Raw genomic sequence first — 19,349 nt, forward strand, 5'->3', positions numbered from 1 at the left:
TTCCCGGCGTCGCGGTCGCTTCGTCGTATTGATGCCCTTCACGGGCTTGTGGAAGAATGGCCCCAATACGGTTCTGATAAGGTGAAGTTCGTGATCGACGCTGACGGCTTTCGCCCCAATGTTGGCATCATCATTGCCAACGACCTGGGGCAGCTGCTCTGGGCGCGTCGGGTTGGGCAGAATGCATGGCAGTTTCCCCAGGGAGGCATCAAGGCGAACGAGACACCGCAACAGGCACTGTTTCGCGAGTTGCACGAGGAGATCGGCCTGACCGCCGATGACGTCGAGATCCTTGGCTGCACCCGAGGGTGGCTGCGCTATCGCCTGCCGAGACGCATGGTGCGCACCCATTCACGACCGGTCTGCATCGGTCAGAAGCAGAAGTGGTTCCTGCTGAGAATCCGCTGCCAGGAAAGTCGGATCAGCATGGATGTATCCGGCAAGCCGGAATTCGACGGCTGGCGGTGGGTCAGTTATTGGTATCCGCTCGGGCAGGTCGTGCCCTTCAAGCGGGAGGTCTATCGCCGTGCCCTGCGCGAGCTGTCGCCCCGGGCGCAGCGGCTGGCGCTGGGCCAGGGCTGATGGCGGCCGATGGTGCCGACGTCCTCCGCGAGGCATAGAGAAGACAACAATGGACAGCAGGATGCCGATGCTTGAGGTGTTGCGGCGCATCATCCAGGAGGTCAACGGGGCGCGTACCCTGGACGCGGCCTTGTCGACCATGGTGCGCCGCATTCGCAAGGCCATGCATACCGACGTGTGCTCCTTCTACCTCTACGACCATGAACTCGAGCAGCTGGTGCTGATGGAGACCATCGGCCTGCGGGCCCAGGCGGTCAAGCAGGTCAGACTGCCGGTGGGCGAGGGGCTGGTCGGCCTGGTGGCCCAGCGTGAGGAACCCCTGAACCTCGAGGATGCCCGGTCGCACCCGCATTTCCGCTATTTCGAGGCGACCGGTGAGGAACGTTACTTCAGCTTCCTCGGCGTGCCGATCATCCATCAGCGTCGCATGCTCGGCGTGCTGGTCGTGCAGCAGTCCGCGAAGCGGCGCTACGACGAGGCCGACGAGGCCTTTCTGGTCACTATGGCCGCCCAGCTGGCGGGGGTGCTGGCCCATGCGCTGGCGACCGGCAATCTTTCCTGTCCCAGTCTGCCGGGTGGTCAGGCGGTCTTCAGCGGGGTGGCCGCCTCGCCGGGCATGGCCATCGGTGAGGCGGTGGTCATCGCGCCACCGGCCGACCTCGACAGCGTGCCCGACCTGGTGCCCACCGATACCGACTACGAGATCACCCGGCTCAAGGAGGCCATCGGCCGGGTGCGCGAGGAGATTCGCTCGGCTGGCGAACGCCTGGCTAACCGCATCTCTGCCCAGGAGCTGGCCCTGTTCGAGGTCTACCAGCAGATGCTGGGCGAAGCGGCGCTGTCCCAGGAGGTCGTGAAGCGGATCAAGGAGGGGCAGTGGGCCCCGGGGGCGCTGGCCGACGTGGTGCGCCGCCATGTCCAGTACCTCGAGCGGGTCGACGACGACTACTTGAGCGAGCGGGCAGCCGACGTGCGTGACCTGGGGCGCCGGGTGCTGGCCCACCTGCAGGAAGAGACCGCGCAGACGCCGCAGGTCTATCCTGACAGTACTATTCTGGTGGGCGACGAGATCAGCGTGGCGATGCTCGGCGAGGTCCCCCGCGACAAGCTCGCCGGTCTGGTCTCGGTGCGCGGCTCCAGCAACTCCCACGTGGCGATCATCGCCCGGGCCATGGGCATTCCCACGGTGCTGGGCATGGTCGACCTGCCCCTGCCGCGCCTGTCAGGAACACGGGTGGTGCTGGATGGCCATCGGGGACGCCTCTTCGTGCGGCCTGTCGCGGAGCTGGAGAGCCATTACCAGAACCTGATCGACGAGGAGCGGGCGCTGGCCGAGGTGTTGGAGCATGAGCAGGACCTTCCCAGCCGTACCCCCGACGGCCACGACGTACCGCTGATGGTCAACACCGGGCTAGCGGTGGACGCCGTGGCGTCGCTCAAGTCGCGGATCGGTGGGGTCGGGCTCTACCGCACCGAGGTGCCGTTCATGATCGCCGAGCGGTTTCCCGGCGAACAGGAGCAGACCCGCCTTTACCGCGATCAACTGGAGAGTTTCGCGCCCCTGCCGGTGGTGATGCGTACCCTGGACATCGGCGGCGACAAGGACCTGCCCTATTTCCCCATCGAGGAGGCCAATCCCTTCCTCGGCTGGCGGGGTATCCGCGTCACCCTCGACCATCCCGAGGTGCTGATGGTGCAGCTTCGCGCCATGTTGCGGGCCTCCCAGGGGCTCGACAACCTGCAGGTGCTGCTGCCGATGATTACCAACGTCGACGAGGTCGATGACACCCTCAAGCTGCTGGACCGGGCGATCGTCGAGCTCGGCGAGGAGGGGGTCCAGGTGGGTCGCCCCCGTGTGGGGGTGATGCTGGAGGTGCCGGCCACCCTCTACCAGCTCGGGGCTCTGTCCCGCCGGGTCGACTTCTTCTCGGTCGGCAGCAACGACCTCACCCAGTACCTGCTGGCGGTGGACCGCAACAACCCGCGGGTGGCCGACCTGTATGATTCCTGTCATCCCGCGGTGATCTCGGCGATGTCCCGACTCGCCGCGGAGACCGAGGCGCTGGCGATGCCGACCTCGGTGTGTGGTGAACTGGCCGGCGATCCGGCTGGGGCCCTGCTGCTCATGGGCATGGGCTTCAATGCCCTGTCGATGAATGCCCCCAGCCTGCCGCGGGTGCGTGCGGCCATCCGGCGGGTGCCGAGAAGCGACGCCCGGGCGCTGGTGGAGGAAACCCTGGCCCTGGAGTCGCCCGTCGAGGTACGCCAGCATCTGGCGCAGCGCCTCGAGGAGTGGCAGCTGGCTCACCTGTTGCCGCCGCGGGGCTAGCCCGGCTTCGCCGGGCTTAAGCTTGAAGCTGGAAGAGCGGTGCTTCGCGCCTGGAAGCCTGAAGAACCCCCTTGTCTCAGGCTGGGGAGGCAAGATGTCGTCTTACGTCTAACCTCTAACGTCTAGATTTTTCCGCCTTTCTCCCCACGGCACGCCCTCCGGCCCGAAGCGTCGCTCGCCGATCTCGACCCGGCCATCGGCATGCCAGGTCAGCCAGCTCATCGCGCGAGTGCCGTACTCCTGACCGAGGATGAAGGCCGCCGACAGTCGACGTTCCAGGTCGAGGCCCACCCCGGTATCGGGGAGCTGCGCGTCATCGGCCGGGCGCGGATCTGCCATTGCCGCCAGGGCCTGTTGGGGCCAGCGGGCGGCGGGGCTCAGGGCCTGGCGGGCGGCGACCAGCTTGGGCCAGGGGGTATCGAGGCTGGCATTCGATAGGCCGTGCCGCCCCGGCGGGACCGCCTGCAGGCGGATGCCATCGTTGCCGCGATGCAGGTGCCAGAGGTGCTCGCCGTCGCCGGCCAGCAGGTTGAAACCGGCATAGCGCCGCGCCTCGCCGTCGGCCAGTTCCGCGAGCCAGCGGCTTAGCGTCTCGCATTCCAGGGCGGCGCGCACCAAGGCGCCGCGGCTCGGGGCCTCATCCGGTACCTCGAGGCGCGGGTCGCGGACATTGGTTACCGCTGCGAAGCGTCCCCGGCGGTGCACCGCCAGCCAGGTGCCCCCGGCGGCCAGGTCGCGCCCACCGATGATGTCGGGGGCATCCTCCCAGGCCGCCAGGGGGGCGGCAGGGCGGCCATGGAACTCGTCACGGTTGGCCACCAGGCGCAGCGGGCAGGCGCCGCCGGGGCGATGGTCGAAGGCAATCAGGCACATGGCGGTCAGCTTAGCGCTCTCGTCCGAACCGGGGAAGGGCTGCCATGACAGCAAGCGACGGTCAGCGTACACTCCCTGTCCATTCTTGGCTCGGTGACAGGGAAGACGATGCGCGTCGAGACATGCAGGGATCGCCTCTGGACACGCCTGATCCGCCCCATCCTGTGGCCCGTGCTGCTGGCACAGGCGCTGCTGGTCCTGTTCTGCCTGGCCATCGGGTTGACCCTGTGGTCACTGATGCCTGCCCCTGTCTCCTGGAGCACCACGTTCTGGCTGCTGCTGGTGCTGCTGGCCGGCAGCAGCCTCAATGTAACGGTCTTTTTGATGCTGCTGAAGCAGCGGCTGCGCGGCGTCGAGTCCGACGTCAACGAGGGGCTGTGGCGCGTCGAGGCCTTCCTGGCGCGTCAGGGGCCGCTCCCCTCTGCCGGCCTACCCTCGCCGGTGGGCGGTGACGGCGCCTGGCAGCCGCTCCGCGAACGCCTGGAGGGGCTGGTGGGCGGCCTCGAGGCCCTAATCGCGCAGTGGCGGGAGGATCTGGAGGCGGGCAAGGTGGGGACACGTCGACTGGCCGATGACCTGACGTCCCTGCAACAATGCTTCGAGCGTCTTGAGACGGGGCAGGCGCGTGCTCGGGAAGCGTCCCGCCTCAAGTCGAATTACCTGGCCCACCTGCAGCAGACCATGGCGCCGCTGATGGGCTCCTTGGCCCGATTGCTCGACAGCGAGCGGTTCCGCCAGTGTGGCAGCGCCGATGACCAGGCCGATCTCCAGCACCTGCGGACACGGTTGGCCGAGGCCACCGCGCTGCTGGCACACCTCAGCGACTTCCCCGATAGCCGGCCACCGGCTCCGTCCAGTGGCCGCCGCCGACTGCTGATCGTCGATGATGGTCCGGTCAACCTGATGCTGGCCCAGCAGGTACTCGAACGCCAGGGCCTCTCGGTGGTCACGGCGACCAGCGGCACCGAGGCCCTGGCCTGGCTGGAGCGTGAGGCCTTCGATCTGGTGCTCATGGACATCTTCATGCCGGCGCCGGACGGCTTGCAGACCTGCCGCCGCTGGCGCGCCCGGGAGGCCGAACTCGCGCGCTCCCCACGCAGCGTGCTGGTGGCGCTGACCGCTAGCGCTAGCGAGGCGGATCGATGGCGTTTCCGGGAGGCCGGCATGGATGACTGCCTGGCCAAGCCCTACTGTCCCCGGGATCTGATCGGGATCGTGCAGCGCTGGCTACCGGCGCTGCATGAGGAGGCGAGGTGAGCATGCTCAGCCTGCTGATCGGTTACCTGGTGCTGGGCGCCGCGGCCGGGACCCTGGCTGGCCTCTATGGCGTAGGCGGTGGCCTGATCATCGTGCCGGCGTTGATCGTGGTCTTCGACCTGCAGGGCGTGTCTCCGGAGGTGGCCATGCATCTGGCGGTGGGTACCTCGCTGGCCACCATCGTCGTCACTGGGGCCTCCTCGGCATGGGGACACCACCGGCGGGGCAGTATCCGGCCGAGATGGTTTCTGGCGATGCTGCCCGGGCTGATCCTCGGGGCCATTGCCGGGGTCTTCGTGGCCGGCAGCCTGGCCGGCGGGCGGTTGGGCACCCTGTTCGGGATCTTCGTGCTGCTGGTGGCGGCGAAGATGGCCCTGGGGCGCGGTCCCCGGGCCGGCAGCCTGCAGCCCGGCCGTCTGGCGATGGGGCTGGCGGGCGTGGTGATCGGTGCCGTCTCGGCGCTGTTCGGCATCGGTGGCGGCACCCTGAGCGTGCCCTGGTTGACTCGCTGTGCGGCCCCCATGCCCGTGGCCATCGGTACCTCCTCGGCCTGTGGCCTCCCGATCGCCCTGTTCGGCGCTGTCACCTTCATGGTGGTGGGGTGGGGCCACCCGTTGCTGCCGACAGGGGCGCTGGGCTTTGTGATGCTGCCTGCCTTCTTCGGTATCGTGCTGGCCAGCGTACCCTGTGCCCGTCTCGGCGTCTTCCTGGCCCACCGCCTGCCGGCTCGAGTGCTGCGGCTGTCCTTCGCCGCCCTGCTCACGGCCGTGGGCCTCAAGTTCCTGCTCTGATCCTTTACCCACTCAAGGGCTTTCCATGCTGACTTATCCTGACATCGACCCCGTGGCCATCTCCCTCGGTCCCTTCCAGGTCCACTGGTACGGGCTGATGTATGTCGTTGGCTTCGTCGCCGCCTGGTTCCTGGGCCAGCGCCGTGCCGAGCGCATCGGGCTGACCAAGGATGACGTGGGGGACCTGCTCTTCTATGCCGCCATCGGCGTGGTGGTGGGGGGGCGCCTGGGCTATGCCCTCTTCTACGGCCTGGGCCAGTGGCTCGACGACCCACTGTGGATCCTGCGGATCTGGGACGGTGGCATGAGCTTCCATGGCGGCCTGGTGGGGGTACTGCTCGCCTCCCTGTGGTTCGCGCGCAAGAAGGGCCTGGCCTTCTTCACCCTGACCGACTTCGTTGCGCCGTTGGTGCCCATCGGCCTGGGGGCAGGACGCATCGGTAACTTCATCAATCATGAGCTGCCGGGACGCGTCACCGACCTGCCTTGGGGCATGCCGTTCCCCGGCATGGGGCCCGCGCCGCGTCACCCATCGTCACTCTACGAGGCGCTGCTCGAGGGCGCGGTGCTCTTCGCCGTGCTGTGGTGGGTCTCGGCTACGCCGTGCCGCCGCGGCCTGGTCTCGGGACTCTTCCTCGCGCTCTACGGCCTGTTTCGCTTCGCGGTGGAGTTTGTGCGGTTGCCGGATGCCCATATCGGCTTCATCGCCTTCAGCTGGGTGACCATGGGCATGCTGCTGACCCTGCCGATGATCGCCGCGGGACTGGCACTCGTCGCCTGGTCGCGCCGCCAGCCGGTGGATGCCAAGCTGGTCACGAGGGGGAGGGAGTGAGAAGCCTCCAGGCGCTTGACCCGGGCCCGGTTGTCGACCATCACTCGTGCTCCTCGGGCTGAGCCTGGTCCTGGACCGAGACGCGACTGCCGCCTGATGCCTTGCTCCTGTACATGGCACGATCGGCATGCGAGAACAGCTGCTCCAACCGGTCGCCATGTTCCGGGTAGGACGCCACGCCGATGCTGAAACAGAGGTCACTCTCCCGCACGGAGACGAGCAGTCGCTGCATCATGCTCCTGGCGCCGTCCGCATCGGTGTCGGGCAACAGCAGCACGAACTCATCACCACCATAGCGCGCCACCAAGTCGCTGCTGCGCGCGCAGTCCCTCAGCCGCTGCGCCAGGTCAACGAGGGCTCGATCCCCTGCATCATGCCCCAGACCATCATTGATGGTTTTCAAGCCATCCATGTCGATGACAATCATGCTATAGGGACGTTGCGAGCGCTGCGCCATGGCGTGGATAGGTCGCGCCAGGTCATCGAAGGCGCGCCGGTTGAACAGGCCGGTCAGGGGATCCTGGCTGGCCATCGCCAGCAGTAGACGATTGGATACCTGAATGGCATGAACCAATGCCGAGATCAAATAACCGACGATCAGGAACACGGTAAGGTTGCTGCCGACCAGCGCCAGGTTGGCAGGCGTCATGAGCTTGGCGTCGCCGAGCTGAAACAGCAGCAGGTAGCAGGCGGCAATCGCCGCCACCTCGAGCAAGGTCGCCTGGACTCCCAGTGTCAAGGCACTGGTCACCACGGCCAGCAGATACAGACTCGCCAGAGGCCCGGTCACGCCTTGGGTGCTGTAGAGAAACCAGGTGATGAAGCTGATCATGACCCAGGTATGGATGGCTAACAGCCAGCGCTGCCGGTCCCCGAAGAAGCGCAGTTGGCTAGCCATCAGACTGAAGCCGAAATACGCGACAAGGGCCAGCAGCATGCCGCCTTCCCCTTCACCCGGAGAGCCCAAGGCCACGAGATAGAACGTGACCAGCATGACGAGCAGCCACTCGATCTGATACAGACCAGTGGTAAACCCCCGGATCTGTACCCGCTGAGGGTCCCATACCAAGGGTGGCAATGGGTCATCTTGGCCTGGCATCGGCCTATCTCCTTGTTGATTCAGCTGCCTCGACCACGAAACCCAGGCCGTCGGGCTGGCAACCGCCGGGCTTGCCCCGGCGATCGTGACTGGGCAAGGCCCGTTTTCGCTACCCAGCCAGGGCCTCGTCGGCGTCAAGCCGCGAGACGCGTGGCCACGGCGTCGAGGAAGCCTTGCATATCCACCAGGGTCTCCGCGGCGGGGTCGGTGGTCTTGCCCTTGAGGTCGCCGGTGATGATACCGTCGGCGACGGTGTCGATCAGCGCGGTCTTGAGACGGCCGGCATAGTCGACGAGGGCCGCATTATCCTCGCGCTCGCCGAGGGTTTCCAAGGCGTTGGCCACGGCGAAGATCAGCGCCGAGGAGTTGAAGTGGGCCTCCTCGCCGTCGCTCTCCAGGTACTTAAGGTAGAGGTCGTGGGCGGTACCGTGAGGGGCCTCGAAGAGCATGGTGCCGCTCTTGCTCTCGATGATCGAACTGGCAGTGGCCAGGCTGCCGCCCAGCGCCGCGGAGATGTCCGAGAAGATGTCGCCGTCCAGGTTCTGGGCCGGGTAGAGGGCGTTGCGGGGCGGGTCGGTGATCATCTTGATGAGCTGGCTGGAGGGCCGCATGATCATGAACGAGGGGGGCGGGGTGCCGCCTTGGGCCAGTTCGCGACGCACGCTGGTGATGACCTCGCTGAACACCTCGTCGTAGTCCATGTACTCGCGCTTGAGGCCGAAGTAGACCTCCTTCTGCTTGCGCGAGGCATCGCGGAATACCTGGGTCACCCAGTCCTTGATCGCCTCGCGATCATTGGACATCAGCAGGATGGGATCGCCCTTCTTGACGTGGCGGGCGTGCTTCTCGTCGCCGTCGACGATCACCTTGAGGATGCCATCCTCCGCGGCGGGGGCGTTGTAGCTGCCGTACTGATCGCCGCCGCCGGCACTCATGCGCGAGATCGACACCTGCGCCTTGCGGCTGGGGATGCCGTATACCTTGAGCTGCTCCACCAGCTTGTAGAGCTTGCGGCCGGTGGTATTGTCCGGCACCCCCCACAGCGCCCGCTCCGGCGGGTTGGCGACGATACGCGCGGCCTGGGCGTCGATCAGCTCGTAGTGGTAGGCGAGTCCCAGCGCCTCGACCCGGGCCTTGTACTCCTGCTCGTAGATCCCCTCGATGGCGGCGCGCATCACGCCGTCGTAGCCGGCGATCACGGTGTCCTTGAGGCCCAGGTAGATGTCGCGCTGCTCGTCGATGGCGCGCTGGAAGAAGCGGTGCGCCCAGGCCTTGATAGCGTCGAGGTCGTTGGTGGCGAGCAGCCAGGGGGCGCCCTTGTTGACCTCGCGGCGGTGCAGCTCCACCGGGTCGCCGCTGGCGCCGACGAACATCAGCCTGACGATGCCGGTAGCGCGGGAGAGCTCGTTGTAGCTGTCCTTGCTGCCGCCGGTTGCCATGGTCTCGACCTCGATGTCGCGGCCGATCCACTCCGGCTTGTTGAATTGCAGGTTGCGGAACTGGATGTCCTCGCGGGTGATGTTGCCGCCGATGCCTTTGCGGATCGCGCCGTTGGGCGACTTGGTGGCCAGTGGATGAAGGCGAGCGCCATCCAGCTCCGGATGCTTGGCCAGCAGCTCGCCCAGTTGGGTGCGGTTGACCGTCATGCCGGCATTCTTCACGCCCACGCCGTGCTGCTTGAGTGCCTCGATGGCCTCGAGCACCACCTGGCCATTGGTGACCAGGCGATTTTCCGCCGAGAGGTCGATCTCTACCAGCGGCACGTCCAGCCGGGTGGTCACGAAGGTATCGAGGATCCGCTCGAAGGCCACCTGGGCCATCTCGTCGCCATGCAGGATGACCAGGGGAGCTGCCACGTTGATCTTGCTGCTCATCGTTTTTCCCGTGTTGCGATGGTGGTAGTTAGCCAGCCTCACCATACGAATGGGGCCCGAGTGATGGGCCATGAGGCGTCGCGGGTCGGGCGGCTGGGTCGTGAGGCGGGGGCCGAAGCCTGACGGGGCGGACGCGTGACGCCAGATTCGTTCAGGATAAGCCGATATGTTACCACGAGCAAAGCAGGCGCCGGCTCGGGAAGGCGGGCTGCCATGGGCCGCGAACCGCGGCCCATGGCGGGAGGGGTCACGCGTCGGAGGTCTCGACCCCGGGCTGGCGGCAGGCCACGGCGGTGAACAGCACGTCGGTGGAGGAGTTGAGGGCGGTCTCGGTGGCGTCCTGCACCACGCTGATCACGAAGCCGATCGCCACCACCTGCATGGCCACGTCGGTGGAGATGCCGAACAGGCTGGCGGCCATGGGGATCAGCAGCAGTGAGCCGCCGGCCACCCCGGAGACGCCGCAGGCGGCCAGGGCCGAGACCACGCACAACAGCAGGGCGGTGGGGAAGTCGACGGCGATGCCCAGGGTGTGGGCGGCGGCGAGAGTGATCACCGAGATGGTGACGGCGGCCCCGGCCATGTTCACGGTCGCCCCCAGCGGGATCGAGATCGCGTAGGTGTCGGCATGCAGCTTGAGGCGCTTGCACAGCTCCAGGTTGACCGGGATGTTGGCCGCGGAGCTGCGCGTGAAGAAGGCGGTGATGGCGCTGCCGCGCAGGCAGGTGAAGACCAGCGGGTAGGGGTTGCGGCGGGTCTTGGCGAACACGATCAGCGGGTTGGTGACCAGGGCGACGAACAGCATGCAGCCGACGATCACCGCCAGCAGCCGGGCGTAGTCGAGCAGGGCGCCCATGCCGGCTTCCGCCAGGGTGCCGGCGACTAGGCCGAAGATGCCCAGCGGCGCGAGGCGGATCACCATCCGCACGATCTGCGAGACGGCGCTGGAGAGGTCATTCAGCGCGGTGAGGGTGCTCTCGGCGGCGCCGCGCAGCATGATCCCCAGGCCGATGGCCCAGGCCAGGATGGCGATGAAGTTGGCCTCCATCAGGGCGCTGACCGGGTTGGCGACGGCGTTGAGCAGCAGGTTCTCGAGGATCTCGATGATGCCGCCGGGCGGGGTGCCGCTGGCCTGGGGGGCATCCAGGGTTAGGGTGGTGGGGAAGGCGAAGCTCGCGATAACGGCTACCAGGGCCGCCACCAGGGTACCGATCACATAGAGCACCAGCACCCCGCGGATATGGGTCGGCTGGCCGCGCTTATGGCCGGCGATGGCCGCGGCCACCAGCAGGAACACCAGCACCGGGGCCACCGCTTTCAGAGCGGAGATAAAGACTTGGCCGAGCAGCGATACGGCCTGGGCGGCCTCGGGAGAGAGGGTGGCCAGCAGGATGCCGCAGGCGATGCCGATGGCGATCTGGGGAATCAGCCCCAGCTGCCGCAGCGGGCGGCTGAGGGTATGGACGGTTGCGATCATGGGATGTCTCACGGGGAATGGAAGGCGCTGGAGCAGGGGCGCGACGGGGCGGAGCGCCTTGTCGAGGGGGCCCCTGCCGGACGCGCGGCATTCTATCATCGTCGTTTATAAATAGCTTTTGCGACCTTGGTTGATCTATTTAGCCAGATAAATATCTGGTTATTTGCCTTTAAGCAGGGAATCACATGGCATGGTCCTGCGAGGAAGACGAGATCGCGGCGTTATCCGCCGCGGGGTGCGAAGAGGATGATGCCGGCCCCGAACAGGCAGACCCCGGCGCCGAGCAGGTCCCAGCGGTCCGGTGCGCGCTGCTCGACCAGCCACAGCCAGAGCAGCGAGGTGGCGATGTAGACCCCGCCATAGGCGGCATAGGCGCGGCCGGCGTAGTCAGCCGAGGAGAGACTGAGCAACCAGGCGAACAGCGCCAAGCTGGCCAGCCCCGGGAGCAGCCAGGTCGAGGAGTGATCGAGACGCCACCAGGCCCAGACGCTGAAGCAGCCGGCGATCTCCGCCAGAGCGGCGGCGATATAGATCAGCAGCGTCATCATTCAGTTATGGCCTTCGGGGTCGTCGGCCCAGCGCTCGTCCGGGTGCAACTCGTTGGCGGGCAGCACCGGGTCGTAGCCCTCGGCGCGCAGCGCCGCGATTAGTTCGCGGGTGTGGTCGCTGCCCAGCGTCTCCAGGGTGGCTTCGACCTCGGTGGCGCGCAGGGACAGGTCGGTGAAGGTGCGCTGGTGGGCGATCTGGATGACGTTGGCGCGCTGCTCGGCGAGCAAGCGGGTGAGTTCGGCCAGCGACCCGGGCACATCGGAGATGCCGACCCGGATGCGTACGATGCGACCGCTGCGCACCAGGCCGCGCTGGATTACCGAGGACAGCGCCAGCATGTCGATATTGCCGCCGCACAGCACCAACCCTACCTTGCGGCCGCGGAAGCGTTCGGGCTCGGCGAGCAGGGCGGCCAGCCCCGCGGCCCCGGCGCCCTCGGCCACCGTCTTCTCGATCTCCAGCAGCAGCAGGATGGCGCGCTCGATCTCCGGCTCGTCCACCAGCACGATGTCGGCGACCCGCTTGCGGATGATCGGCAGGGTCAGGCGGCCGGGCTGCTTCACGGCAATACCCTCGGCCAGGGTGGCCAGGCCGCAGTGAACCTCCTCGCCGGCGAGCGCCTGCTTCATGGCGGGGAAGCGTTGAGTCTGCACGCCGATCACCTCGATCTCGGGGCGCATGGCCTTGGCCGCCACGGCGTTGCCGCCGATCAGGCCGCCCCCGCCGATGGGCACCACCAGGCACTCCAGGTCTGGTACATCCTCGAGCATCTCCAGGGCGATGGTGCCTTGGCCGGCGATGATGCGCGCGTCGTCATAGGGATGCACGAAGACCAGGTCGCGCTCCTTGGCCAGACGCTGGGCGTAGGCCCCGGCCTCGTCCACCCCGTTGCCCTCCAGATGCACTTCGGCCCCCAGGTGTCGGGTGTTGCGCACCTTGAGGTTGGGTGTGTGGCGCGGCATGACGATGGTGGCGTGGATGCCCAGCCGGGCGGCGTGGTAGGCCACCGCCTGGGCGTGGTTGCCGGCGGACATGGCGATCACGCCGCGGGCACGCTCCTCGGCGGTGAGCGAGAGCAGGTGGTTCAGGGCGCCGCGCTCCTTGAACGCGGCGGTGAACTGGTGGTTCTCGAACTTGATGTAGAGCTCACAGCCGGTGAGCGTCGAGAGCGTACGCGAGCGCAGACAGGGAGTACGCTCCACGCTGTCGCGGATACGGTCGGCGGCCTGGCGGATGTCGTCGAGGGTCACGGTCATGGGCGGGGATCCTGGCGGTTCATCGTTCACCCCGGGCGGGGCCGGCGGAGCGTTGAGGGACGAGGAGGGCACGCAGTCGGCGAGCTAGGGCGAACACATGGGGGTCGTCGACCCCGAGCGTCGCCAGGGCCTCGGCTAGGTTGAGCAGGTAGTCACGGTTGGGACCGCTCGGGCCATGGGCCGTAGCGATCTGCTCGACGATGGCGTCGAGCGGGGCCTCGCCCAGGAAGGCGGCGTTGTGCTCGGTGGCGATGTAGACCAGCCCCTCGGCATGCGCGTGTCGGGTCTGGTCAGGACTGCCGCCGCCCGGCACATGCTCATCCGGGGCAAGGAAGTGCAGGGTGGTGACCTCGCGCAGGTAGCCATTCTTCTCGCGCACGTCGAGCGGGCCCAGCACCTCGGGGGTGATCCGGTAGGCCATGCCGTGGCAGACGGCCTCGGGGCGGCGCACCAGGGTGACCACCCGGCCCGGCGCCTCGGGGGTGCCACGGTGGTCGTGAGACGCCTGCCAGAAGCGTCGCTCCCAGCCGTGGATGCAGGCGGGGCGGCGCTCCAGGAAGGGGAAATCGGCCTTCCAGATCAGCGAGCCGTAGCCGAACAGCCAGATCTCGTGGTGGCCGTCGAAGTGGGTCATGTGTCGGTTAAGGTGTGTGGTATCGAGGGTCATCGTTTCGCATGGACCAGGGATCAGGCCCCTATCATGCCAGCCACAAGGCAGGAAGCGTATCCGGGGTGAGGCCGTTTATCCAACAGCAGCCTGGATGGGCCTCGGCACGGCGATGGAGGGCAAAGAGTCTTCTATAATAAGGGGGTTAGCATCCCCTGACGAACATGGAACGGTGCGGAAACCGTTATCGAATCCCTTGAGGTTAAGGAGGCGATCATGCAACCGATCACGCGTGATGAGCTGAAGACCATGAACGAAGCCGAACATGAAGATTTCGTGCTCATCAATGTATTGGCACCGGAGGCCTTCAACAAGGAACACATACGCACCTCGATCAACATTCCCGTGAAGGACGAGAATTTCGTCGAGAAAGTGGAGGGTGTCGTCGGCTGCAAGTATCGCAAGGTTGTCGTCTACTGTGCCAACTTCGATTGCGACGCGTCTCCCAAGGCCGCCAAGCGGCTCGAAGAGGCCGGCTTCACCCAGGTATACGATTACGAAGGCGGTACGAAAGACTGGTTCGAGAAGAAAACGTAGTGCTTTTGCGTTGGCCACCTTGCCTGGCAAGGGGGGCCGCGAGGATGCTTGCATGTCGTACGTCGCTCTTTCCCTACCTAGACTTGCATGACAATCGCAGGCAGGCACTTGGCACGGCGAGTAGGCAGGCCGAAGGCAGTTGCATATGTGTCTGGGGATAGCCGCTGCAACAAAGCGCAGGCTCCGTACCCTCGGCTTGGTGTGATGAGGAGGTGTGCATGGAGAACGTGAAAATACTATGCCTCGTGACACCAGATATCGTCGATGACCTGAAACGGGTGGTGAGCTCTTTCGATAGCGTATTCATTCATGTCGAGACCTATCAGAATCCGGGGGAAGTGGTCGAGTTGGTTGATAGGGGCGATTTCGATGTCATCCTGTTTGGGGGGCCGCTTGCCTATCATATTATAAAGGACAATGTCAGGAGGCGATGGTTGAGTCTGGAGGTTCCGGTTCTGTATATTGACTACACGGAAGTGTCAATCTACAAGGCGCTGTTCCGGAGTGTTGACCTGGTCTCTATTGCCAAGGGTCTGCGTTTCAGTATCGATCATCCCGCAGAGGCTGATATAAAGGAGTGCCTAGAAGAACTGGAGATCAGGTCAGAACAGATATTTTCCTGGGAGTGTCATTATACCGACAAGCTGGATGATATTGTCAGGTTTCACTATCGGCTATGGAAAAAGGGGCAGGTCGACTTTTCCATGACGAGTATCTATCTGGTTTATGAGAAGTTGGAAAAGATGGGGGCGCCTGTCATCAGGATTTCTCCCGCGAAGTCATCGATACGCAATGGTATCCAGCGATCCATATTAATGCATCAGGCTAAGGTTGCAGGAAGGGAACAGTTGGCTGTGCTGAAGGCCAGGATGGCTGAGGCTGTGACATCAGTGCATGGTGGTGAGGACAGGGCCACCAACCAGCCTGGCGGCGTGGCGAGATTGGTCAAGGAGTTTTCAGAAAAAATCAAAGGGGAGGCGCATTGGCAAAAAGGCCGAAGTCGACTGGAAATTATCTGTAGAAAGCCGGATGTCGACAAGGAAACCAATATGCTGGATGATTTTAGTATTGGCTACAGGATTTATACGGAATGCGGTGTAGGGTCATTCTGGGGGGTGGGGTACGGTACCTCGGTAAAGCAGGCATCGCGGCAGGCAGAAAAGGCACTCAAGGCGTCGCTAAGCCATGGGAGGTTTTCCTGCCATATCATGGACGCTGGTGGTCATTTGCTTGGCCCTGTTGGTCAGTGGGAGAAAAGGGATTTTGCGTATCGAACGGATAATGACTATATGTTAGACTTGTCCAGAAAGACAGGCTTGGGAGTGGCAACGATTCACAAGATTCTTTCGTTGTCTGCTCGAGGAGGGGAGCTGAGGGTTACGGCGAATGAGGTGGCCAGGAAGTTTAATGTCACCTCGAGAAGTGCTCGACGAATCATTGCCTCACTGGAACAGGCCGGTTATGCCACTGTGGTAGGAGAAGAGCAACCCCTAGGAAAAGGTAGGCCGCGGCGGTTATACTTGTTGAAGGTTTGATAAGAATTATAGAAATGAATAGGTTGGCCAATCTGGCAGCCTATGGCTTGCCAGATTGGTGTGGGCAAGTTTGTGACACGTTATTGAATCTTTGACTCGATAAGCTCGGCAAAATTCAATAGACGGGTGTCATCCAGTCGTTTGCCTACCACTTGCATGCCAACAGGCAAGCCAGAGTTGCACGCGCCGATAGGCAAGGAAATTGCGGGATTGCCTGTCAAGTTGAAAGGATAGGTAAGGAACCAGCCAATCAATGAGTTTATACTTGTTCCATTAATCTCTTTGGGGGGAGAAGCATCGATGTCGAAAGCTGGCACCGACGTGGTGGGGCATACCAGGAAATCATAATCGACAAATAGCTTCGAAATGGTGTTCCATACCTTCTCTCTCGTCTGGATGGCGCGACCGTAATCAGCGGGAGTGATCTTGTTTCCTTCACCGATCAACTGGCGTACGGCAGGCTCAAGTAGTGCTAGTTCATTATCCTTGAGGTTTCCGTAAGTGCTTGAAAGCTTGAAGCGCCATAGTGTCATGAAGCATTCTTCGACATCCAGGTTCATGCCAAGATCGACGGGTTCCACCTGACAGCCAAGACTCGAGAGTCTGGTGACGGCTGTATCAACACATGCCTCGACTTCGGGGGAGACCTGAAAATAGTCGAGACTTCTACTGTAGGCAATTTTTAGTGTCGAGAGAGAAGGCAGTGGTTTGCTCACCAGGCCGTGCTCCGTTGGAAGCGAAAACGGGTCCCTATGATCCTCTCCTGCAATCGCACGATAAAAGATATGGCTATCATGCACATTTCGAGAGATCGGACCATTGTGAAAGAAGGGGGTCGTGCTCGAGAAGGGACCCGCAACGTCCGGAATTCGGCCGAAGCTTGGCTTAAAGCCCACTACGCCGCACAAGGCAGCGGGAATCCTGAGCGAGCCTGCGCCATCGCTGCCCTCGGCAATGGGGACCATAGTGGCGGCAACGGCCGCGGCGGACCCACCACTAGATCCTCCTGCCACCTTGGTCAGGTCCCGTGGGTTGCGAGTCTTGCCAAAGACCAGGTTGTCCGTTACGCCCTTATGGCCAAACTCGGGGGTGTTGGTCTTGCCGACAAGGATGGCCCCCTTGTTCTTGAGTCGTTCCACCAGAATGGCATCATGCTGTGGCTTGTGGCGCCTGAAGAGTCTGGAGCCAAAGGTTGTCGTGGACCCTGAAGTTGGGGTCAGGTCCTTCAGGGCTATGGGAATTCCATGCAGCGGGCTGAGATAGTGCCCGCGTGCGATAGCGTCGTCGGCCAGCTTGGCATCCTGCATGGCCCTTTCATAAAAGATATCGCAAAAGGCATTTATCCTGGGGTTGAGAGATTCAATGCGTTTCAAGAAGCTGGTTGTCACTTCGGTGCAAGACACGCTCCGGTTCTTGATCAGAGTGCCAAGTTCTAGAACGCTAAGCTCGGTAATATAATGCTCCATTGGCGTCCTCCAGTCGGGGAGCCCGCCGGCGGGCTCCCATCAAGAATTGTTAGAGAAACAACAGGCCGCCGCCGATCACAAAACCGCTCACAATCAGCACCACGGCTGTATACCCCATGATGTCTCTAATTCCAAGGCCGGCAATGGCAAGCAGGGGGAGGGTCCAGAAGGGTTGCAGCATATTGGTCCAGGCATCTCCCCACGCGACCCCCATCGCCACGCGAGATATATCGGCATTCAGTTGTGAGGCGGCCTCTACCATGATGGGGCCCTGAACTGCCCATTGCCCACCGCCAGAGGGAACAAACATGTTCACGATGCCGGCACTAATGAATCCCCAGAAGGGCAAGGTATTTTCATTGGCAATGGCAACGAACATTGAGGCGATGTCTGCAGCCAGTCCGGTATGAATCATGATACCCATGATACCCGCATAGAATGGAAACTGCATAATGATGCCATAAGCCGATTTTGCTCCGCCTGTGAAATAAGTGATGTACTCCATGGTGCTGTGGGTGAAGAGCAGGCCTAGTGCAAAGAAGGTCATAATGACGATATTGAGGTTGACGGCACCGCCGGTAATGAAATATTGAGCTAGCCAAATGCAGCCGACAGCGCCCAGAAGAAGGGGAACAATTCTGGAGCGCTCAATCCTTTGCGCCGGTGTCAGCGTCTTCTTGTCAACTTTAACGTCAGGGTCCTGCTCTTCAAAGCTGATTTCACTTTCAGGAATACTTCTTCTCTCTTCATTGGCGCGCGGACGCATCATGACCATGGTCAAGGGGATAATCAGCACCAACGCAAACAAGATGATTAAGGTGTTAATGGAAAAAATCGTTTGTGAAACAGGAATAACACCCATGGCGGATTCGAGGAAATGGCCTTCGGTCGCGATCAAGGTAGGTATGGCACCGCCATACCCCGCATGCCATACAATAAAACCAGCATAGGATGCAGCGACCACGAGGGGATAGTGGATCTTGTCCCTGTGAACGATGCCCATCTCCCTTGCCACAATGGCGCCTGCAATTAAGCCGAAGCCCCATGAAAACCAGCTGCAAACCATCATGACCAAGGTGGTCAGGGCAATGATCTGGACTTCATTTCTGGGAAACTTGGCAAAAGCGACCAATATCTTGTTGACGATGGGGGTGTGCGCTAGTGCGAACCCTGTTACCAGCATCAAGGTGGCCTGTGCGGTAAATCTCAAAATATCGAAAAAGCCTTCTCCCCAGAAGTCTAGCACCTGGTTGGGTTGATAGCCTTTCAGCAAGCCCAGTGCGAAAACAATAAAGGTCAAGAAGAAGACAAAGATAAAAGCGTCAGGCAGGTACCTTTCGGCTACCTTGGTAAATATGTTCGCTATCGTTCTCATTGTAATGCCTCGCTGTTATAGGGGAGGTTCATCGACATGCAAGGGTTGTTATTGTCAGGTTGTAAAAGTGATTGTTGTTTAATTAGTTTAAGGATGTAACGATAAGAGAAGCTCCGGTTGCCAGGAGTATGGAGATATTTATTATCCTGAATGTTTTTTGGCTGATCATCCTGAATGCTGTGCGGCCGGCAAAGATGCCAGCAAACGCCATGGGAGTGAGTGCGGCAGCAATCAGCCAGGTGTTCCAGCTGCTGCCAATAGTGAAAACATGCGCAATCAATCCCAGAAAGTAGATGAAGAGAAAGTATATGAGTGTCGTGCTCCTCAAGGTGTGTTTGTCCAGATTGGTGCTGGAGAAGTAAAGAAGCAGAGGCGGGCCAGGCATGCCAAGGCTAGTGGTCAGTGCACCCGAAGAAAGGCCTGATATGATGTCCCGTGACCCCTTTTGTTGAATACTGAATCGGAGCAGTACGACAAAGGTCAGTGACAGGATGACGATCCCTGCAAATATCTTGAGCATTGTCTCGCTGAGGAAGAGAATTAGAACAACTCCGATAGGGGTGCCAATGATGGCGCCTTTTGCAAGGTTGTAAAGCAGGTGCTTGTCAACAGTCTTCTTCAGTTCCGGGTAGAGAATAAGGGATATGATCAGCGAAATGATTATGTTGATCTGGATTGCCTGATGAGGCTCGAAGATCAAGAACAAGAGTGGCGTGGCCAGCACGGAAAAGCCGAACCCCGTTGCCGCCTGCAAGGTGGAAGCGAAGAAAATGATCAGACAGGCCAGTACGATCGCTAACATTATATTTCCAATTGCGGCGTGGTTTGGGATCACCGTATTGCTTAGGCA

The 19,349-nt window shown here is 62.5% G+C and carries 17 protein-coding genes; 7 read left to right on the forward strand and 10 right to left on the reverse strand.

Features of this window, described 5'->3' with window-relative positions:
- Positions 1-90: 90 nt before the first annotated feature.
- Both FHR94_RS04310 and ptsP read left to right on the forward strand, forming a co-directional pair.
- A complete protein-coding gene (locus tag FHR94_RS04310; protein ID WP_183324387.1) occupies positions 91-582 on the forward strand; it encodes an RNA pyrophosphohydrolase in 492 nt (163 codons plus the stop codon).
- 67 nt (positions 583-649) lie between these two features.
- Positions 650-2,911: a phosphoenolpyruvate--protein phosphotransferase gene (gene ptsP, locus FHR94_RS04315; RefSeq protein ID WP_183324478.1), complete on the forward strand. Its 2,262-nt coding sequence runs from the start codon at positions 650-652 to the stop codon at positions 2,909-2,911.
- A 108-nt stretch (positions 2,912-3,019) separates the two neighbouring features.
- On the opposite strand, the gene FHR94_RS04320 is transcribed toward ptsP, so the two are convergent.
- Entirely contained in the window at positions 3,020-3,784 is a 765-nt protein-coding gene (locus FHR94_RS04320; RefSeq protein WP_183324479.1) for an NRDE family protein, read from the reverse strand.
- Between the two features lie 108 nt (positions 3,785-3,892).
- On the opposite strand from FHR94_RS04320, the gene FHR94_RS04325 reads away from it, so the two are divergent.
- The 3 genes from FHR94_RS04325 to lgt are packed head-to-tail and all read left to right on the forward strand — an operon-like array spanning position 3,893 to position 6,664.
- Positions 3,893-5,041, forward strand: coding sequence for a response regulator (locus tag FHR94_RS04325; protein ID WP_183324388.1), 1,149 nt, complete (start codon positions 3,893-3,895; stop codon positions 5,039-5,041).
- Entirely contained in the window at positions 5,038-5,832 is a 795-nt protein-coding gene (locus FHR94_RS04330; protein ID WP_183324389.1) for a TSUP family transporter, read from the forward strand. The genes FHR94_RS04325 and FHR94_RS04330 overlap by 4 nt, the downstream gene beginning before the upstream one ends.
- A gap of 25 nt (positions 5,833-5,857) precedes the next feature.
- Entirely contained in the window at positions 5,858-6,664 is an 807-nt protein-coding gene (lgt, locus tag FHR94_RS04335) for a prolipoprotein diacylglyceryl transferase (RefSeq protein ID WP_183324390.1), read from the forward strand.
- Between the two features lie 40 nt (positions 6,665-6,704).
- Here the strand turns inward: lgt and FHR94_RS04340 are convergent, their stop codons facing one another.
- From FHR94_RS04340 to FHR94_RS04365, 6 genes are all read right to left on the reverse strand, one after another.
- Positions 6,705-7,763 (reverse strand): GGDEF domain-containing protein, encoded by a 1,059-nt coding sequence (locus tag FHR94_RS04340; protein WP_183324391.1) that lies wholly within the window; start codon positions 7,761-7,763, stop codon positions 6,705-6,707.
- A 134-nt stretch (positions 7,764-7,897) separates the two neighbouring features.
- The gene (locus FHR94_RS04345) at positions 7,898-9,637 is read right to left on the reverse strand and encodes an isocitrate/isopropylmalate family dehydrogenase (RefSeq protein WP_183324392.1); all 1,740 of its coding nucleotides are present in this window, start codon (positions 9,635-9,637) and stop codon (positions 7,898-7,900) included.
- A 247-nt stretch (positions 9,638-9,884) separates the two neighbouring features.
- On the reverse strand, positions 9,885-11,114 hold the full coding sequence (gene sstT / locus FHR94_RS04350) for a serine/threonine transporter SstT (RefSeq protein ID WP_183324393.1): 1,230 nt from the start codon (positions 11,112-11,114) through the stop codon (positions 9,885-9,887).
- A gap of 221 nt (positions 11,115-11,335) precedes the next feature.
- Positions 11,336-11,662 (reverse strand): YnfA family protein, encoded by a 327-nt coding sequence (locus FHR94_RS04355; RefSeq protein WP_221188358.1) that lies wholly within the window; start codon positions 11,660-11,662, stop codon positions 11,336-11,338.
- The gene (locus FHR94_RS04360) at positions 11,663-12,919 is read right to left on the reverse strand and encodes a threonine ammonia-lyase (protein WP_183324394.1); all 1,257 of its coding nucleotides are present in this window, start codon (positions 12,917-12,919) and stop codon (positions 11,663-11,665) included.
- 19 nt (positions 12,920-12,938) lie between these two features.
- Positions 12,939-13,586: a gamma-glutamylcyclotransferase gene (locus FHR94_RS04365; RefSeq protein ID WP_183324395.1), complete on the reverse strand. Its 648-nt coding sequence runs from the start codon at positions 13,584-13,586 to the stop codon at positions 12,939-12,941.
- A 216-nt stretch (positions 13,587-13,802) separates the two neighbouring features.
- Between FHR94_RS04365 and FHR94_RS04370 the strand changes: the two genes are divergently transcribed.
- Complete coding sequence (locus FHR94_RS04370; RefSeq protein WP_183324396.1) at positions 13,803-14,123, forward strand: rhodanese-like domain-containing protein; 321 nt, start codon at positions 13,803-13,805, stop codon at positions 14,121-14,123.
- A gap of 218 nt (positions 14,124-14,341) precedes the next feature.
- On the forward strand, positions 14,342-15,658 hold the full coding sequence (locus FHR94_RS04375; RefSeq protein ID WP_183324397.1) for a helix-turn-helix domain-containing protein: 1,317 nt from the start codon (positions 14,342-14,344) through the stop codon (positions 15,656-15,658).
- An 80-nt stretch (positions 15,659-15,738) separates the two neighbouring features.
- Here FHR94_RS04375 and FHR94_RS04380 read toward each other — a convergent pair whose 3' ends face one another.
- From FHR94_RS04380 to FHR94_RS04390, 3 genes are all read right to left on the reverse strand, one after another.
- Positions 15,739-17,124 carry an amidase gene (locus FHR94_RS04380; RefSeq protein ID WP_183324398.1) on the reverse strand — a complete coding sequence of 462 codons (1,386 nt, stop codon included), beginning with the start codon at positions 17,122-17,124 and terminating at the stop codon, positions 15,739-15,741.
- 49 nt (positions 17,125-17,173) lie between these two features.
- Entirely contained in the window at positions 17,174-18,499 is a 1,326-nt protein-coding gene (locus FHR94_RS04385) for a short-chain fatty acid transporter (protein ID WP_183324399.1), read from the reverse strand.
- An 82-nt stretch (positions 18,500-18,581) separates the two neighbouring features.
- Positions 18,582-19,301, reverse strand: coding sequence for a sulfite exporter TauE/SafE family protein (locus tag FHR94_RS04390; protein ID WP_183324400.1), 720 nt, complete (start codon positions 19,299-19,301; stop codon positions 18,582-18,584).
- Between the last annotated feature and the right edge of the window lie 48 nt (positions 19,302-19,349).

It is taken from the genome of Halomonas cerina (assembly GCF_014192215.1).
GTDB classification, from domain to species: Bacteria; Pseudomonadota; Gammaproteobacteria; order Pseudomonadales; family Halomonadaceae; genus Halomonas; species Halomonas cerina.

Coding starts and splice junctions, on each gene's coding strand:
- lgt (WP_183324390.1), top strand. CDS start 5,858: ATGCTGACTTATCCTGACATCGACCCCGTGGCCATCTCCCTCGGTCCC.
- FHR94_RS04370 (WP_183324396.1), top strand. CDS start 13,803: ATGCAACCGATCACGCGTGATGAGCTGAAGACCATGAACGAAGCCGAA.
- FHR94_RS04355 (WP_221188358.1), bottom strand. CDS start 11,662: ATGATGACGCTGCTGATCTATATCGCCGCCGCTCTGGCGGAGATCGCC.
- sstT (WP_183324393.1), bottom strand. CDS start 11,114: ATGATCGCAACCGTCCATACCCTCAGCCGCCCGCTGCGGCAGCTGGGG.
- FHR94_RS04320 (WP_183324479.1), bottom strand. CDS start 3,784: ATGTGCCTGATTGCCTTCGACCATCGCCCCGGCGGCGCCTGCCCGCTG.
- FHR94_RS04345 (WP_183324392.1), bottom strand. CDS start 9,637: ATGAGCAGCAAGATCAACGTGGCAGCTCCCCTGGTCATCCTGCATGGC.
- FHR94_RS04385 (WP_183324399.1), bottom strand. CDS start 18,499: ATGAGAACGATAGCGAACATATTTACCAAGGTAGCCGAAAGGTACCTG.
- ptsP (WP_183324478.1), top strand. CDS start 650: ATGCTTGAGGTGTTGCGGCGCATCATCCAGGAGGTCAACGGGGCGCGT.
- FHR94_RS04340 (WP_183324391.1), bottom strand. CDS start 7,763: ATGCCAGGCCAAGATGACCCATTGCCACCCTTGGTATGGGACCCTCAG.
- FHR94_RS04360 (WP_183324394.1), bottom strand. CDS start 12,919: ATGACCGTGACCCTCGACGACATCCGCCAGGCCGCCGACCGTATCCGC.
- FHR94_RS04390 (WP_183324400.1), bottom strand. CDS start 19,301: ATGTTAGCGATCGTACTGGCCTGTCTGATCATTTTCTTCGCTTCCACC.
- FHR94_RS04380 (WP_183324398.1), bottom strand. CDS start 17,124: ATGGAGCATTATATTACCGAGCTTAGCGTTCTAGAACTTGGCACTCTG.
- FHR94_RS04325 (WP_183324388.1), top strand. CDS start 3,893: ATGCGCGTCGAGACATGCAGGGATCGCCTCTGGACACGCCTGATCCGC.
- FHR94_RS04365 (WP_183324395.1), bottom strand. CDS start 13,586: ATGACCCTCGATACCACACACCTTAACCGACACATGACCCACTTCGAC.
- FHR94_RS04375 (WP_183324397.1), top strand. CDS start 14,342: ATGGAGAACGTGAAAATACTATGCCTCGTGACACCAGATATCGTCGAT.